Below are 16039 nucleotides of genomic sequence, written 5' to 3' on the forward strand. Positions count from 1 at the left end.
GGTTTCCATTTCGGATAGAGGAGGAAAATCGATATTATCTTCGAGATCTTCTGATTTTATCCGGAGTGATCTTTATAGCAGTTCTCGCTGCTGAACTCATTCATTTTAGAAATTCGGAAAGTATAGATATAGTAGATCGAATATTGATCTACGTATATTATACGGTTCCATTAGTCGTATTATTCTTGATCCTTTCCTATTTTTATAGGAATCGCAGGAATTTGGAGACTGGAAGGCTCAAAAGTTCCATCCGATACAGACTTTCTCTATCCTTTTTGTTCATCGCGATGCTTCCTTCTTTTCCGGTATTTCTTCTCACTTCTAATGTGATCGGAAGAGTATTCGAAGGATTTTACGGTTTGGATATCGCGCAAGCTCTGGAAGCGGGGGATCACTTCGTTCGAAAGGAACTGGAACCGGAAAAGAATAATCTATTAGAAAAGGCTAAACTATTTAGAAATCTTGTCAAAAGGGAAAATCCAAACCCGAATCTACTCACAAATCGTGCGAACGAATTAGATCTGATCTCGAACCCGAATTATTATGTGGGTTGGTACGATAATAATGTGCCCGCACTCGAAAACAGATCATTAAAACTGACCATCTCTCCGGAAGAATTTACCTCTTTCGGAACGGAAGGAATCTCGGAAAAATTAATATTGAGCCAAAGTTTAAGCTTTTATCTGCTCAAAATAGAATCCTTAAATCCTTCAAAGTTCTTAATATTAGGAAAACGTGTTTTTCACGGAGAAGAATCCAAAGCATATTCTTTTATAAATACCAGAAAAAATTATATCACTGCCGATTTGACAAAAGAAAAACTTCCGTACGAGGTCAGGCTTACTATCACTTTATTGACCGTATTCGCATTTTTACTTTCCATTTTTTTCTCCCTTGTATTCGCACGAAAAATCTCCAGACCGATCATTGATCTTGCCAACGCCACGCAAAAAGTCTCATTAGGAGATACCGACATCAATCTTCCGCTTACGGAAGGAGGAGAGATAGGAGCCTTGGTAGAATCCTTCAACCAGATGGTGAAGGACCTAAAATCCAAGAACGAGGAATTGATGCATTCTCAAAGGATCGCCGCCTGGAAAGAAGTGGCTCAAAGAATGGCGCACGAGATCAAAAATCCTCTGACCCCAATCCAACTTTCGGCGGAAAGAATACGAAGAAAGCTGAACTCTGAAGTTCCGGAAGAATTCCAAGAAATCGTAACAAAAGGTAGTGAAACAATTGTCGGTCAGGTAAAAATTCTGGAACATCTGGTAAATGAATTCTCGGAATTTGCGAGAATGCCCGCACCTAGGCTGATCAACCAACATTTGGAACCGGTCGTGTTAGAAAGTGCAAAACTTTTCGAACATACTCCGGGAATCCAAATAGAACTAAACTTCGCTAAAAATTTACCCGAAATCTTTTTGGACAAAAAACTGTTTTTAGGGATCATGAACAATCTTTTTAAAAATGCTGTGGAAGCCATCGAAAAAAGAAGACAGAGAGGCGATTCCAGTTTTTTCCAAGGAAAAGTCCGTATCTCCACCGTATTAGAAAAAAGGATCATGAGACGTTCAGTGGTTTTACTTGTGGAAGATAACGGGATCGGTATCACTCCAGAATACAGATCCAAAGTTTTTGAACCGTATTATTCCACCAAGGACGAACATGTATCAGGGATAGGACTTGCAATCGTACAAAAAACGGTGATCGATCATAACGGTCATATTTCTGTAGACTCTTCCGAATTAGGCGGATGTAAATTCAGGATAGAACTTCCGGTAGCTTAAGATGAGAATATTTATAGTAGATGATGAACCGGAAATCCGCAAATCCCTCCAAGATATTTTGGAGGACGAAAATTACGAAGCGGAACAATTCTCTTCCGGAAAAAACTTCTTAAAACACCTTAAGATAGAAAGACCAAGTCTTGTTTTGCTGGATGTTTGGCTCGGAAAAGAGGACGGACTAAGCATCCTAGATGAGATCAAAAAAATTTATCCGACTGTCCCAGTGGTCATGATCTCAGGACATGGAACGATAGAACTTGCAGTACAAGCCACCAAAAAGGGTGCATTAAACTTTTTAGAAAAACCATTATCGATAGCAAAAGTTTTAGAAGCGGTAGAAGAGGCTTTAGTATATTCCGGAAAGTCGGAAGTTCCTGAAATTAAACTGGAATCGGATGAAATTTTAGGAAATTCTCCCGCCATCCAAAAAGTTAAATTTTCCATAGCTCAGGCGGCCGCCACAAACGCAAGGGTGTTCATTTACGGGGAGAATGGAACGGGAAAGGAATTGGTCGCCAAAACTATATTCAAAAATTCTAAAAGAAAGGATCAACCCTTCGTAGAGGTCAACTGTGCCGCTCTCCCAGAGGAATTGATAGAGTCGGAATTGTTCGGATATGTAAAAGGTGCATTCACAGGGGCTACGGACACAAGGATCGGAAAATTCGAGGCTGCCAACGGAGGCACATTATTCCTGGACGAGATCTGCGATATGTCCCTATCCACCCAGGCAAAGGTACTTCGTATCCTCCAAGAACAAAGATTCGAAAAGTTGGGAAGTACGGAACAAATATCCGTAGATGTTCGAATTATCGCAGCGACTAATATACCTGTGGAAGAAGCGATCAAAGACGGAAAGTTCAGAGAAGATCTATATTACAGATTGAATGTGATCCCGATTACGATCCCTCCGTTACGCGATCGAAAATCCGATATTCCACTTTTAGTGGATCATTACGTAAGACAAACGATCGCGGAAAATAATCTTTCTCCTAAAATTATAGAGAAAGAAGCGGTCGCCATCTTAGAAAACCATTTTTGGCCTGGAAATATCAGAGAATTAAAGAACGTGATCGAAAGACTTTGTATCATGACCGTAAGCGATATCATCCGCGCCCAAGATGTGAAGGATTCCATGACCGGATTCGTGAAGGCAAACGATCTGGTGGAAAAAGGGGACTTCAAAAAGGCAAAAGAAGAATTTGAAAAACAGTATATTCTAAAAACCTTACAGACGAATGAAGGAAACGTCTCCAAAACCTCCAAGGCGCTCGGAATCGAAAGATCCCATTTATACAGAAAAATGAAATCTTTAGGAATACAGGCGGAGGACATCCATGACTAAGCCTGGAATTTTTACAGAGCTGAAAGGGATCCTGCAGGACTTTAAATTTTTAGTCCAAAACGGAGAATTCCCAATCATAAGAAAACAGGGAGAAAAAGATCCCCAGGATCTGGACTTAGAATGGAAAGATTCCTGGAATTGGTCCTCCATCGGATCGAAAAAAGAAAAAGAGACTACCATTCCCGGGATCCAAATGAGGATCCCTCCGAAAAAAGAGGACAGAAACTTCTCCTGCAAATTATGCCCTGACCGTTTGAGCGCAGTTCGTCATTTTATCATCCGGGGTAGAAAAAAAATATTAGTATTACATTATACTGGCGAAACGATCTCGGGAAAACAATCGTACGTAAAAACATCTCCCTTAAAAATTTTCAGGACCAGCGAAGCGGAGGATGTATTCGATAGAATGATCCAAAAAGTATTCGGATTTACGATGAAGGAGTTCTATTTCCAAGAATTTCCGGGATGTTTATTTTCCCAAGACAGATCGAATGAAGAAGATTGGAAAAGAAGGACCCAGAACTGTAAGGTCCAAGTGCAGGAAACCATCCAAGAAGAAAATATACAAGGAATTATACTGTTAGGCGCCGCAGCCACTCTATATTTCGGAAAAGAAGAGGCCCTCAAACAAATGGGCAAAACTTTAGAGTTCCAACCAGGTATCCCGATGGTGGTGCTTCGTTCTCCGGAAGCGATCTTAGCGGCGGAACAAAAAAGAAAATCCAGTAAAGCCGATTCTATCGAATTCCAAGAAGCCAAGAAGAAGGAAATAGAAGTCAAAGAAAGTATCCTCTCCCAACTCGGGATCTTTCATCAGGAGATTAAAGAGAAAATTTGATCCAATATGCAGAACTAGCCTTCGATCTTCCGATCTTAGAAGATACATTCACCTACGAGGTCCCTTCTGGCACACAAATCGGAATGAGGGTAGAAGCCAAACTCAGAGGAAGAAAAGAAGAAGGGATCGTATTATCCTTACATCATAATGAACCCAGCTACGCAGTCTTACAAGTAGATCGGGTCATAGACAAAATTCCTGTCATCAACGATGAGCAGATCCAACTTGCCTATTGGGTAAAAGAACAATACCTCGCATCTCTCGGGGAATGTATCCACAAGATGATCCCGTCGGGGAGAAGGCATTCCAAAGTAAAACTAACCGAGGGACTCTCGGCTTCGGAACCGTTCCCATTAAACGAAGAACAGGAAGCGGCATACCGAAATATCAAAGCGGATTTTGGAAAAGACTCCATACATCTTCTATTCGGAATAACGGGAAGCGGAAAAACCGAAGTGTATCTGCATTTGATCCGGGACATTCTACAAAACTCAAACAAGGGAGTTTTACTTTTAGTTCCGGAGATAGGTTTGACCTATCATATCATCCGCAAATTAGAAGCGGTATTTCCGGGAGAGATCGCATTATTACATTCCGCATTAAAAGTTTCGGAAAGATTCAAAGCATATACGGACCTACTTCAAGGGAAAAAAAGGATCGCAGTAGGAACAAGATCCGCCGTATTCGCACCCGTTTCAAACTTGGGACTCGTCATCATAGACGAAGAACATGACGGTTCTTTTAAAGAACATTCTACACCTAGATACCATGCAAGACAGGTTGCGCTACAACGTTGCAGAACAAACAAAGCGGTATTGGTCTTAGGATCGGCAACTCCTTCTTTAGAAGTATATCATTTGGCAAAAACGGGAAAAATCGGTCTACAAACTCTGACCAAAAGACCGGGAACCGCAAAACCTCCGACAGTTCGGATCGAAGAAAATAAAAAAGATGCAAGGCTTCTCGGTTCGGAACTTACATTTGCGATCAAGCAGAGGTTGGATAAAAAAGAACAGATCATTCTTCTTTTAAACAGAAGAGGATATAGTCCTTTACTCTATTCCGAAAAGGAAAAAACGTACATCCCTTGCCCGAACTGCACATCTCATCTATGTTATCATAAAAAAGGTACCGTTATCTGTCACCTCTGCGGATTTTCGGATTCTCTCCAAAGATTGGAATCCAAATTGGGAGAAAAACTCGTCATGATGGGAACAGGCACCCAAAAATTGGAAGAGTTCCTTTTAGAAACTTTCCCGGGCGCAAAAGTAGAACGTTTAGACCAGGATTCCATCCAGGACAAAAGTGTTCTCACGGATGTGATCGGAAGATTGGTAGACGGAGAGATCGATATTTTGACCGGAACCCAGATGATCTCTAAGGGTTTGGATGCGGCAAGGGTCACTCTCGTTGGAGTGTTAAATGCAGGGATCGGCCTTGGACTTCCGGATTTTCGAGCAGGGGAAAGAGTATTTTCTCTTTTGACACAAGTTGCGGGAAGAGCAGGACGATCGGATCTTGCCGGAGAGGTTTTGATCGAAACAAACACAGTCGATCATCCGATCATTCGAATGGCATTGGACCAAGACTATATTCGATTTTATGAATCCGAGATCAAAACCAGAGAAGAACTTTTTTACCCGCCATTCTCTCGACTTGTACGTATCTTATCCAGATCCAAGGATGAAAGTCTTTCCCTCAAAACGATTGAAGAAGTTCACCAAGTTTTAAAAAAACATCTGCCCGAACCGAACACAGTCGTACTAGGTCCAGCTCCTTGTCCTTTTTATAAGATAGATGCGAATTTCAGAAATCATATACTCATCAAAACGACTGTGCAGAACAAATGGAGAGAGATCCTAAAAAAAGAAATCCGGCCGCTTAAAATTTCTAAAAACGTTTACCTGGAATTGGATTTTGATCCATTGGATCTTGTCTGATGAAAATCGCATTTTTTGGAACCCCGGAACCTTCTGCCAAACTTTTGCAGGCGTTACTACAAGAGCCTGAGATCCAAGTACAATTCGTGGTCACAAATCCCGATCGTCCCAAAGGAAGAAGTAAAACCCCTGTTCCAAGCCCGGTAAAAGATATTGCGTTATCTGCAAATCTTCCGGTCTTCCAATACGAATCCATAAAGAGGGAAAAAGAAGATGCGCTCCAAAATTTTTCCAAGTTCGATGCGGAACTCTACGTGGTATTCGCTTACGGTTCTATTCTACCGAAAGAAATTTTTTCTCATCCTAAATTTGGTTCCATTAATCTACACGGATCCATTCTGCCTGACTTAAGAGGTGCTTCTCCAGTCCAAACCTCTCTTTGGAAAGGGTATACGAAAACAGGGATCAGTATCCAATACCTGGGAGAAAAAATGGACGAGGGAGATATCATCTCGATCCAAGAAGTGGATGTGGATCTGGAGGACGATACCGGAACCCTGATGGAAAAGATCACCCAAGCTGGGATCCAAAGCCTAATCCCGCTTTTAAAAGGTCCAAGAACTTCTCCCTTTGAAGCTTCTCCGCAAGACCATTCCAAAGCCACTTATTGTACGAAAATCCAGGCCGAGGACAGGGTCCTAGATCTAAAACTTTCCGCCATGGAAGTGCATAATCGAATCCGAGCCTTAAGTCCGGATCTAGGCGGCTACTGCCGTTTTCGAGACAAACGTTTGGTTTTGTGGAAAACAAGACCGGTAGATTTTTCCGAATCGCCGATAGAGCCGGGCAAATTGAAACGAATGGACAAAAAGGCCCTTATTTTCCAGTGTGGAGATGGCCGTTTCTTAGAAATCCTTTCCGTTCAACCGGAAAATAAAAACAGAATGACTGTGGCAGATTTCATGAACGGTTTCCGTATTTCGGACGAGGATCGTTTCGAGTGACCAAGGAAGAACTCCGCTCTAAATATCTCCCTATCGGGGGTTACTTTTTTTTCATCGCATTCGGCTTAGTAGTCTTCTTCATAGCCGCATTCTTAGTAGTATTTGTTCGTACCAAAAGTGCAAGCATGGTGGTCATGCCTGATGTGGTAGGTAAACCGTACAACGAAGTCCATAACGAGTTAATGCGTCTCCAGTTAAAAGTCAGATTGGAGTCCAAACGGTATCCGGATAAAACGGACGGTATCATCATCTACCAATCCATTCGTCCCGGAAGAGAAGTGGAAGCAGGTTCCAAAGTTTCTCTTACGGTCAATATCGGTTTAGACAGGATCGATATGCCCAACCTAAAAGGGCAAAGTTTAGTCTCCGCTAAAAACTCCATGGAAAAAGTCCTCTCCGGAGAGACCTATGTTTCTCTGACCTTAGGCGGGATCACCTACGTCGAAGTGAAAGAAGGAGAACAACCTGATACCGTAGTGGACCAAATCCCGGAAGCAGGTAAAAACATCACCGCGGGCGAAAAAGTATTCTTACTTGTTACAAAACCTTCTACCAAGAAAAAAGAAGGGGAGCCCCAGGCAGGATTAGATTTTAAACCGGGCGATTCTTTCGCTTTCGCGCAAAGAGCGTTGGTAAGAGCAAAAATTTCCTCCAAGGCGGAAGTGGTAGTCACCAAATTTCGACCCGACAACGGAAAGATTGAATCCGTCCAAAAAGTAGGAAACGAATACAAGTTTAAGGTATTTTATTTCGAGCCGGAAGACAGGGTAGAAAGCGGATACGAAAGTTTCGTATACGAGGCTCCTGAAAACGGAACGTATTCCTTAATCGTAAAAGACCAAAAAGACGAAACGAAACAAATCGAGATCAGCGCTCCCACAACCTACCAAGAGGGAGAAAAAATCCAGACCGTCTTTTACAGAACGGGAGACGTGACACTGGTTCTTTTGGACGAGAAAGGTTCGAAAGTAAAATCCAAAGACTACGAGAACGAATTTTGAAAATCTCCGCTTCTATTCTTGCCACCCAACTTACAGCACTCGCGAATACTGTTCCCAACTTTAAAAAGGAAGGAATAGACCTAGTCCATATGGACGTGATGGACGGAAACTTTGTACCTCAGATTAGCTTCGGCGAAGCGGTCAATAAAGAGATCAAGGCAATGACCCAGATCCCTTTAGATGTTCACCTTATGGTGGAGAAGCCTGAAAATCATGTTCACAAATATTATGAACTAAATCCCTACTGCATTACATTTCATGCGGAAACTACCCATTTCCCGATCCGTCTCGCTCAGGAAATTAAGAAGAATGGACCGAAAGTAGGAGTTTCCCTGAATCCCGGAACGCCTGTTTCCGCGTTAGAAACACTTCTACCTTATATTGATCTAGTACTTATCATGACTGTAGAGCCTGGCTTCTATGGACAGAAGTTCGTGGATGGGGGAATGGACAAAATCAGAAAAGTGAAGTCTTTGATTTCTCCATATCCGATCGAGTTGGAAGTAGATGGGGGAGTCAATGATACAAATATCAAAGAACTCGCTCAGGCGGGAGTGGATATCTGTGTTGTAGGAGCCGGTTTATTCAAATCCGGAGACCCAAGCGAGAACGGAATCCGCTTAAAAAGCCTCGTAAAGTAATAATATTATTAAATATTGACAGCCCGGCTTTCCGGCAAATTATGGCGTATTAGGGCAAGCCGTACGGTGAGCCATCCTTATTTATTCGAAGGAATTTTACTTTGGTTAAGATCAGACTACAAAGAACCGGAGCCAAAAACAACCCTCACTATCGGGTCGTGGCTGCAGATGCCCGTTCCCCTAGAGACGGTAAATTTATCGATATTCTCGGACACTATCACCCAGCAGAGGTGAAAAGCCAAACAGTCCTGGATAAAGAGAAAATTTTAGGCTGGCTCAGCAAAGGTGCTCAACCTACCGGAACCGTTCTAAACCTCATTAAACACGAGGGAATCTGGGCGGAATATAAACAATCCCTGAAGAAGTAATGGAAGAGCTGATCCGCTATATCGTTACTTCTCTAGTAGATCATCCGGAGGAGATTTCCGTTAAGGAAATCGAGGGCGACGAACAAACCGTCCTTGAACTCCGGGTTTCCCCGAAGGATGTGGGGAAAGTGATCGGCAAAAACGGAAGGATCGCAAAGTCCTTAAGAGCGATCTTAACCGCAGCATCCATCAAAGCCGGAAAAAATTTCTCCTTAGAAATTATTGACTGAGACTCGTATCCTAACCGGACATTTAGGAAAACCCTTCGGACTGAAGGGTTTTGTCAGACTGGTTGCAGAGGACAGTTCCGTTCCGGAACTAAAATTTCCCATCCAAGCCACCTTAGAATTTCCCTCTCGGGAACCTGTACCCGTTAAGATCCTGAAATCGACTATACAATCGGGTAAGATCCTTTTACAATTGGAAGGGATCAATTCTCCGGAAGAAGCATCTTCCTTAACAGGCGGGAAACTTTATATCGATCGCTCCTATTTTCCCAAATCCAAAAACGAAGAATATTATCTCTTCGAGTTAAAAGGTCTAAAAGCCGTCAGTGAAGACGGAAAAGAACTTGGCTGGGAATTGGTGGACATTCTAGAAAATCCGGCACATTCTATCTTAGTCTTTCAAACCCAAGATTCTGAGATCTTAATTCCCTATGTGGAAAAACATGTAGGCAAAGTATTCTTGGAAGAAGGTAAGATCGTTTTGAAAAGCCCTGAGGATTGGAATGAAATTTAATTTTATTACCTTATTCCCGTCCAAGATCCAAGCGTATTTTTCAGAAGGGCTACAAGAGAAGGCAATCCAAAAGGGAGTATTCTCCGTAAACATTGTACATCTGCGGGACTTCTCCAATAATAAACATCTAAAGGTAGACGACACTCCTTATGGTGGAGGTCCAGGAATGCTCTTAAAAGTAGAGCCGATTGACCTGGCATTAAAATCATTGGGAGAAGATAGAGGACTCGTAATTCTTACCACTCCATCCGGAATTCCATTCGATCAGAACGTTGCGGAGAAATTATCCAAGCTCCAAAAACCGATCACTCTCATATCAGGATACTATGAAGGAGTGGATCATCGGGTTACAGAGCATCTTGTTGACATAGAACTGTCCCTTGGAAATTATGTAATTTCAGCCGGAGATTTGGCTAGCCTCTGCATAACGGATGCTGTGTCCAGGCTTTTGCCCGGCTTTTTAGGCGACCGAGAGAGCCTGGAAGAAGAATCTCATAACGAAAGGGATGTTTTAGAATATCCACAATATACGAAACCTTCCGAGTATAATGGCTGGAAGGTTCCCGAAGTTCTCTTGGGCGGAAACCACGCGGCGATAGAATCTTGGCGAAAAGCCAATCGAAAGAAAGTCGACCCTGATATTACGAGGAATTTATGAAAGAACTTTTAAAAGGCGGACTTCCAACAGAAGCGAATCGTACCCTAAATTTCAATGTTGGGGACACTGTAAAGGTCCATTATAAAATCCAAGAATCCGGTAAGGAAAGGGTCCAGGTGTACGAAGGAGTTGTGATCTCCATCTCTAACGGCGGAAACGGAAAATCCTTCACCGTTCGTAGGATTTCTTACGATGTAGGTGTAGAAAGAGTATTCCCACTGTATTCTCCTCGTATCGCTAAAATTGAACTAGTACGTAAAGGTAAGGTTCGTCGTTCTAAGCTCTTCTTCTTAAGAGAACGTTCCGGAAAATCAGCTCGTATTCGCGAGTTGAAAGGCGGAAAAGTTTTAGTAGCAGAGGACAGAAAACGCCAAACAGCAGAAGAAGCAAAAGCAGCTGCTCCTGCACCTGCTGCCGAATAAGAATCTTTTTCATTGCGGCGGAATTCTCTGCCGCAAGTATCTCTTTCCTTCTTCTCCTTTTTCCCACCTTAAAATCCAATGCCTCTCGCAAATTTCGAACCGGAAGAATTGAAATTTTTTCCAGAACATCTTCCTTGCGGGATAGACGAAGCAGGGCGAGGTCCCTATGCAGGTCCTTTGTCCGTAGCAATGGTCTTATTCACCCCCGAGGTCCTGGAAAAAATCTATTCGGGACAGATCTTAAAAGGACTGAACGATTCTAAAAAACTCTCCGAGTCCAAACGTGAGTCTCTATTCCAAGAAATTATGGAATCCGCCCATAAAACCGCCCACAGTTTCTTATCTCATACCTATATAGATCATTATGGGATCAATAGAGCGGTTCTAGAAGGTATATTGAAATGTTATAGAAAGGGTTCCCAAGGTCCGATAGAAAATACGGGAAGAAAACTTCTGCTCTTAATCGACGGAAACTATAATTTTTCCAAATACAAGGAATCGGAAGAGGTAAAACGCCAGTCTTATTATTATAAAAAAGGAGATTCCAGGATCGCAAGTATCGCGGCCGCATCCATAATCGCAAAAGTAAAACGGGATCGTTTTATGAAAGCAATCGCTTCCAAGTTCCCCGGTTACGGATTCGAAACGCATAAAGGATACGGCAGCGCGGGACATGAACAAGCAATCCGGGATCTGGGACTAGCAAGAATCCACAGAAGATCTTTTACGAAAAAATTCCATGTTTCCCATCCCTCCCCCCAATCCGATTGATAAAAACCAAAATCCTCAGGTCCGTAAAACGGATCGAGTCCCGGAATCCCATAAAATATCCTTTTTTATAGATTCTTCCAACAAGATCCAAAACCCGGAACTATTCGAAGGGGAATCCAAGGATGCTCCATTTTTTAGGGTTTGGGTAAAAGAAGGTACGAGGGATGGAAAGGCAAAACTTGTTTGGAACGGAGAAACATTCGAAGCGGAAACTAAAACCAGCCTTCTCACAGGGGAACAATTACTTTTATCTCGAACCTTATCCGGTACTAACTCCGAGTGGAAAATACAAGAAAGGAAACTAACGTTAGAAGAAGGTGATTCCAAAATATTCTCTCCCTTGGAAAAAGGACTCACAGGGGTTTTGGAGAAAGTACTACATAAAGAAGAAGGTCCCATCTCGGAAGATAGTATTCTGGCTTTCTTGAAGAGTTATTTTCCACATTTCGAATGGAAATCCGAGACTCCTTATTTCGAGTGGGAATGGGAGGGAGGAAATGCGGAAGGGTATTTGGGTGGAACCGATCCGGGGCGAATATTTGTGCTCTTTATGGAGACTAAAGAAGACGGCCCGAGTCTTTACAGATTCCATTGGAAAAAAGAAGACGCGTCGGACCTGATTCTAACCGCTATTTATACTAGTTCTAAATTGTACTTGCATATAGGTCGGAATCGTAAAAAATTTATGCAGTTCTTAGAAGAATCGGGAGTTAGATTCCAAGAACTCAGGATACAATATAAGCCCTCTTTACAGAGAAGGGAATGGACTGCGTGAAATTCGGAATCGCCCTTAAGTTTACACCGGAAGAAAATAAAGGCCCCAAAATCCTAGCCAAAGGAGAAGGTCTTTTAGGTGAAAAGATCAAGGGTGTGGCAAAGAGACACGGGGTTCCTATAGTGGAGGATGCTCCTTTGGCCGAGGCACTTTCTCCGATACCGGTAGGTCATGAAATACCGGAAAATTTATACAGAGCGGTTGCGGGTGTTTTTGCTTTCGTACTAAACCAAAAAGCGGAAGCAACAAGGGAATTTGAAAAATGAAAAAATTGAACGTGTCCGAATTGAAGCCGGGTATGAGATTCACAAAACCCGTTTATCTGGACAAAGAAAATCTGTTCATCACTTCCAATACTCCGATCACTGATTCGGATCTGGAACGTTTGAAAAGATTCGGGATTACCGAGGTATTGACCCACGGAGACATCCTAGTGATAGATGTGGATCCGGAAAGATTGGAAACCCAATTGGAGGATTTTATCATCAGTACCATCGTAGACGAGGATCTTCTTCCTTTAAAAGGGATCTACGATAACCTAAATCGAATTAAGGTACAATTTTCCAACCTATACAAAAACACATTCGCACTTGTTCAGGATGTTTATAGAAAAGTTGCAGACGATAAGGTATTCGATTTCGGTCCTGTGAGAGAACAAGGCGAGACATTGGCGGACTTTGTTAGAACCCATAATAATCTTTCTTACCTGATCCTCGGAATGAATAATCCGGGGTATTATCTATATAACCAGATCACTACATCCACATTCTATGCTTTGATTATAGGAAAACTTCTGGACTTCTCCCGTCCTAAGATGGTGGATCTTGCGATCTCTTGTTTGGTAGCGGATGTGGGAATGACAAAGGTTCCCGCAACCATCTCCGAAAAAACGGACCAACTCACGGACGAAGAATATAAATCCATCTTAAAACATACGATCATAGGGTATCAAGTCCTTACCCAGAGAATCAAAATTAAAAATAGTTTGGCGGTAGTAGCACTCCAACATCACGAACGTTTTGATGGAAAGGGGTATCCTCAAAAGATTGCGGCAACTGCAATTGAGGAAAATGCGAGGATCTATGCGATTGCGGATAATTTTTCCGCTCTTATCACAAACAGACCCCACAGGCAGAGAGTCCTTCCACACGAGGCAATCAAGTCTATGATCAGTATGGATGTGGGTAAGTTCGATCTCAAGATCGTAAGAACATTCTTAAACCAGGTTTCCTTATATCCGGTAGGTTCCTGCGTGGAACTTTCCGACAAAAGAGTAGGGATCGTTCTTGCCGCCAACGCGGACAAACCCTTACGTCCTTCGATCCGTATTATAAAAGACGAATATGGGACTTTCGTGCGAAATCTTATCCTAGTGGATCTGGTAAAAGAAAATCATTTATTTATCGTGAAGGCATTAGATCTCCAGGAAGCTACCTCGAACTCTTAATTTTTTAAGAATAGACTACCTTTAGATCCAAAATATTCTCTCCATTCTTCTTTTTCGAAACATGTCTCCGTATGGGACCCGTCTCCAAATATAAAGTACGAAAAGGAAAAGAAGGAGAGGATCTCGCCGTCGAATTACTTCTTAAGCAAGGTCATAGAATTTTAGAAAGGAATTTCCGGATCAAAAAGGGAGAAATCGACATAATTAGTGAGAAAGAAAACGTCCTATATTTTACGGAAGTGAAGTACTGGGCCAAAATTTCGCCGATTCATCCTTTGGAAATATTCCACCCGGCTAAGATGAAAAAAATGAAAACGGCAGCCGAGTATTATTTGAGTAAAAACGTTTCGTTTAGAGATCATTTTGTCTCCTTCTCCTTGGCCCTTATTACCGAAAAAAGGGAACTGAAATATTATCTTAATCTATTCTAAAACCATCGTTAAGCGATTTCAAAAACGAGTCGATTTTCGAATTGTCTGCGGGTTCTCAAGGATGAGGACCTTAAATCGTTACAAGGAAGTAACTATGAAAAGCATCCAAATTCTCGGCAACTTGGCCGGGTCCGACCCGTTCGGACCGGACCCAGTGATCCTGAGAAAACGAGGAGTTCCGATCAAAAAGCGGAAATTCGAGGACTATAAGAAGAAGATCGAGGACGAAAACTACATTGATTTCGCAATCGATAAGATCGCTATGGAACTCTCGCATTTCCTGTCAAAGTAACCACAAAAATAAAACCGTCGAAAGAACAAGTTAGGTTACGGCCCTGTTTTCCGGAGACCATCCGGAATTCAGGAAAACAAGGGCCTCCTCCAAATTCCTCAAAAGTACTTCTTTAGAACCTTCCAAATCCGCAATCGTCCTTGCCACTTTTCTAAAATGGGCCACCTTACGAATGCTGAATTTATGTATATCGACAGCTTTCCAAAAATAAACTTCGCACTCCCTGGAAAGAGGGATCATTCTTTCTACTTCTTCTCCTCTTAATTTTCCGTTGTAGAGTTTCCCTGTTTCTCTGAATAGTCTACTACGTTGTATGTCCGAAGCGGTTTGGATGGAGTCCCGGATGGATTTTAAATTAATAGAAACCTTCTTCTCATCCGTATGGATCGCAAAACCCAAATGGTAAAATATTTCGATCCGATCCAAAAACGGTCCGTTAAAAGGAGATTGGTAATTTCGAATACTGGAAACACTGCAGTTACATTCCTTTATTAAGCTTTGGTAATATCCGCAAGGACAAGGATTGGTCGCTCCTATAAATAAAAAAGAAGCTGGGTAGGTGATCGATCCTTTTATTCGTGAGATCGTAATTTTACCTTCTTCCATCGGTTCCCGTAACGCCTGTAAGTTTCGAGAATTGAATTCAGAAAGTTCATCTAAGAATAAGATCCCATTTCCAGCTAGGGAAACTTCACCCATTCTCAGGCTGCTTGATCCTCCGACCAAAGCAATATCGGATGTAGTATGATGTGGCGTCCTAAAAGGTCTTTCCACTTCCGTATCGGACAAGTTCTCTTGTAAAGATCGAATGCCTAATAGTTCAATTCCTTCCTTCTCCTGGATCTTGGGAAGAAATCCATACGCCAATTTTGCTAGCATTGTTTTTCCTGCACCCGGAGGGCCTGACAATAAACAATGATGAAATCCGGCGCTTGCAATTTGAATCGCTCGTATGGCAGGCAATTGGCTTTTATGAAATTCTGATTTCCAAGCAAGGACTTCGGATCTGATCTTTATACTTCCTCTTGGTTCCGGCTTGATCTCTCCTTTGGCTAAAGAGACTAAATCTTTCAGATGAGAGATCGTATAGATCGGAAATTTTCCGATTAGGGAAGCTTCCTTTCGATTTTCAAAAGGTACAACTGCCGCGGAAAAACCTAAATTTTCCAATCCGGAAAGTATAGGAAGGATCCCTTTTAGAGGTTTAACGGTTCCATCCAGTCCTAATTCTCCCAAGAAAAGGAATTGTTCTAGTTTTTCGGAAGGTGGCAATTGTTCCGTTAGGTGTAAGATCCCTGCTGCAATCGGAAGATCTAAGTATGTCCCTTCTTTTTTTCTGCCGGCAGGCGCTAAATGAACCAGAATATTCTGTAGAGTGTATTCGAATCCACTATTCTCTATAGCGATCCTGATCCTATCGGTGGATTCTTTGATAGAAGGGCTCGGAAGTCCAGTGATCTGGAACCTGGGTATCCCTCTTTTTATGTTGATCTCAACAGAAACCGGAAAGGGAAGAATTCCCTCAAGGGAAGCTCCCCAAAATTTGGTCAGTTTGTATGTCTCCATAACCTGGACAGGTGCGGAAAAATTCGGGCCTCGCGCTTTTTTTCTAAAAACTAGTTTATCACTTCCGGA

Annotated in this window: 19 protein-coding genes; 18 read left to right on the forward strand and 1 reads right to left on the reverse strand. The window is 42.3% G+C overall.

All coding sequences use genetic code 11. The annotated features are described in order from the left end of the window. Positions 1-14 precede the first annotated feature (14 nt). The 18 genes from AB3N61_RS08825 to AB3N61_RS08910 all read left to right on the forward strand — a co-directional run bounded on the left by AB3N61_RS08825 (position 15) and on the right by AB3N61_RS08910 (position 14404). Entirely contained in the window at positions 15-1790 is a 1776-nt protein-coding gene (locus tag AB3N61_RS08825) for an LIC_11548 family sensor histidine kinase (protein WP_036088848.1), read from the forward strand. 1 nt (position 1791) lies between these two features. Next, a complete protein-coding gene (locus AB3N61_RS08830) occupies positions 1792-3135 on the forward strand; it encodes a sigma-54-dependent transcriptional regulator (RefSeq protein ID WP_367897370.1) in 1344 nt (447 codons plus the stop codon). Continuing rightward, positions 3128-3973, forward strand: a complete 846-nt coding sequence (locus AB3N61_RS08835; protein ID WP_367897371.1) for a hypothetical protein — start codon at positions 3128-3130, stop codon at positions 3971-3973. Before AB3N61_RS08830 ends, AB3N61_RS08835 begins: the two co-directional genes overlap by 8 nt. Further along, positions 3970-5913, forward strand: a complete 1944-nt coding sequence (gene priA, locus AB3N61_RS08840; RefSeq protein WP_367897372.1) for a primosomal protein N' — start codon at positions 3970-3972, stop codon at positions 5911-5913. Before AB3N61_RS08835 ends, priA begins: the two co-directional genes overlap by 4 nt. After that, a complete protein-coding gene (fmt, locus tag AB3N61_RS08845) occupies positions 5913-6857 on the forward strand; it encodes a methionyl-tRNA formyltransferase (RefSeq protein WP_020768000.1) in 945 nt (314 codons plus the stop codon). The genes priA and fmt overlap by 1 nt, the downstream gene beginning before the upstream one ends. Beyond that, a complete protein-coding gene (locus tag AB3N61_RS08850; RefSeq protein ID WP_020768446.1) occupies positions 6854-7858 on the forward strand; it encodes a PASTA domain-containing protein in 1005 nt (334 codons plus the stop codon). Before fmt ends, AB3N61_RS08850 begins: the two co-directional genes overlap by 4 nt. Further along, positions 7855-8499 carry a ribulose-phosphate 3-epimerase gene (gene rpe, locus AB3N61_RS08855; protein ID WP_020768025.1) on the forward strand — a complete coding sequence of 215 codons (645 nt, stop codon included), beginning with the start codon at positions 7855-7857 and terminating at the stop codon, positions 8497-8499. Before AB3N61_RS08850 ends, rpe begins: the two co-directional genes overlap by 4 nt. A gap of 101 nt (positions 8500-8600) precedes the next feature. Beyond that, positions 8601-8867: a 30S ribosomal protein S16 gene (gene rpsP / locus AB3N61_RS08860; RefSeq protein ID WP_020768224.1), complete on the forward strand. Its 267-nt coding sequence runs from the start codon at positions 8601-8603 to the stop codon at positions 8865-8867. After that, positions 8867-9097, forward strand: a complete 231-nt coding sequence (locus AB3N61_RS08865) for a KH domain-containing protein (protein WP_008591501.1) — start codon at positions 8867-8869, stop codon at positions 9095-9097. The genes rpsP and AB3N61_RS08865 overlap by 1 nt, the downstream gene beginning before the upstream one ends. Then, positions 9090-9608 (forward strand): ribosome maturation factor RimM, encoded by a 519-nt coding sequence (gene rimM, locus AB3N61_RS08870; RefSeq protein WP_367897373.1) that lies wholly within the window; start codon positions 9090-9092, stop codon positions 9606-9608. The genes AB3N61_RS08865 and rimM overlap by 8 nt, the downstream gene beginning before the upstream one ends. Beyond that, positions 9598-10266 (forward strand): tRNA (guanosine(37)-N1)-methyltransferase TrmD, encoded by a 669-nt coding sequence (gene trmD / locus AB3N61_RS08875; RefSeq protein ID WP_367897374.1) that lies wholly within the window; start codon positions 9598-9600, stop codon positions 10264-10266. Before rimM ends, trmD begins: the two co-directional genes overlap by 11 nt. Continuing rightward, positions 10263-10688, forward strand: a complete 426-nt coding sequence (gene rplS / locus AB3N61_RS08880) for a 50S ribosomal protein L19 (protein ID WP_020768447.1) — start codon at positions 10263-10265, stop codon at positions 10686-10688. The genes trmD and rplS overlap by 4 nt, the downstream gene beginning before the upstream one ends. Before the next feature lie 78 nt (positions 10689-10766). Beyond that, positions 10767-11459 carry a ribonuclease HII gene (locus AB3N61_RS08885; RefSeq protein WP_020768071.1) on the forward strand — a complete coding sequence of 231 codons (693 nt, stop codon included), beginning with the start codon at positions 10767-10769 and terminating at the stop codon, positions 11457-11459. After that, on the forward strand, positions 11428-12234 hold the full coding sequence (locus tag AB3N61_RS08890) for a hypothetical protein (protein WP_020768046.1): 807 nt from the start codon (positions 11428-11430) through the stop codon (positions 12232-12234). The genes AB3N61_RS08885 and AB3N61_RS08890 overlap by 32 nt, the downstream gene beginning before the upstream one ends. Further along, positions 12222-12500 (forward strand): EscU/YscU/HrcU family type III secretion system export apparatus switch protein, encoded by a 279-nt coding sequence (locus AB3N61_RS08895; RefSeq protein WP_367897375.1) that lies wholly within the window; start codon positions 12222-12224, stop codon positions 12498-12500. The genes AB3N61_RS08890 and AB3N61_RS08895 overlap by 13 nt, the downstream gene beginning before the upstream one ends. Further along, complete coding sequence (locus AB3N61_RS08900; RefSeq protein WP_367897376.1) at positions 12497-13681, forward strand: HD-GYP domain-containing protein; 1185 nt, start codon at positions 12497-12499, stop codon at positions 13679-13681. The genes AB3N61_RS08895 and AB3N61_RS08900 overlap by 4 nt, the downstream gene beginning before the upstream one ends. Positions 13682-13752: 71 nt before the next feature. Next, positions 13753-14112 (forward strand): YraN family protein, encoded by a 360-nt coding sequence (locus AB3N61_RS08905; RefSeq protein WP_367897377.1) that lies wholly within the window; start codon positions 13753-13755, stop codon positions 14110-14112. A 94-nt stretch (positions 14113-14206) separates the two neighbouring features. Further along, positions 14207-14404: a hypothetical protein gene (locus tag AB3N61_RS08910; protein ID WP_008590301.1), complete on the forward strand. Its 198-nt coding sequence runs from the start codon at positions 14207-14209 to the stop codon at positions 14402-14404. A 30-nt stretch (positions 14405-14434) separates the two neighbouring features. Here the strand turns inward: AB3N61_RS08910 and AB3N61_RS08915 are convergent, their stop codons facing one another. After that, the gene (locus AB3N61_RS08915; protein ID WP_367897378.1) at positions 14435-15970 is read right to left on the reverse strand and encodes a YifB family Mg chelatase-like AAA ATPase; all 1536 of its coding nucleotides are present in this window, start codon (positions 15968-15970) and stop codon (positions 14435-14437) included. Between the last annotated feature and the right edge of the window lie 69 nt (positions 15971-16039).

The organism is Leptospira sp. WS58.C1 (assembly GCF_040833995.1).
Taxonomy (GTDB): Bacteria; Spirochaetota; Leptospiria; order Leptospirales; family Leptospiraceae; genus Leptospira_B; species Leptospira_B cinconiae.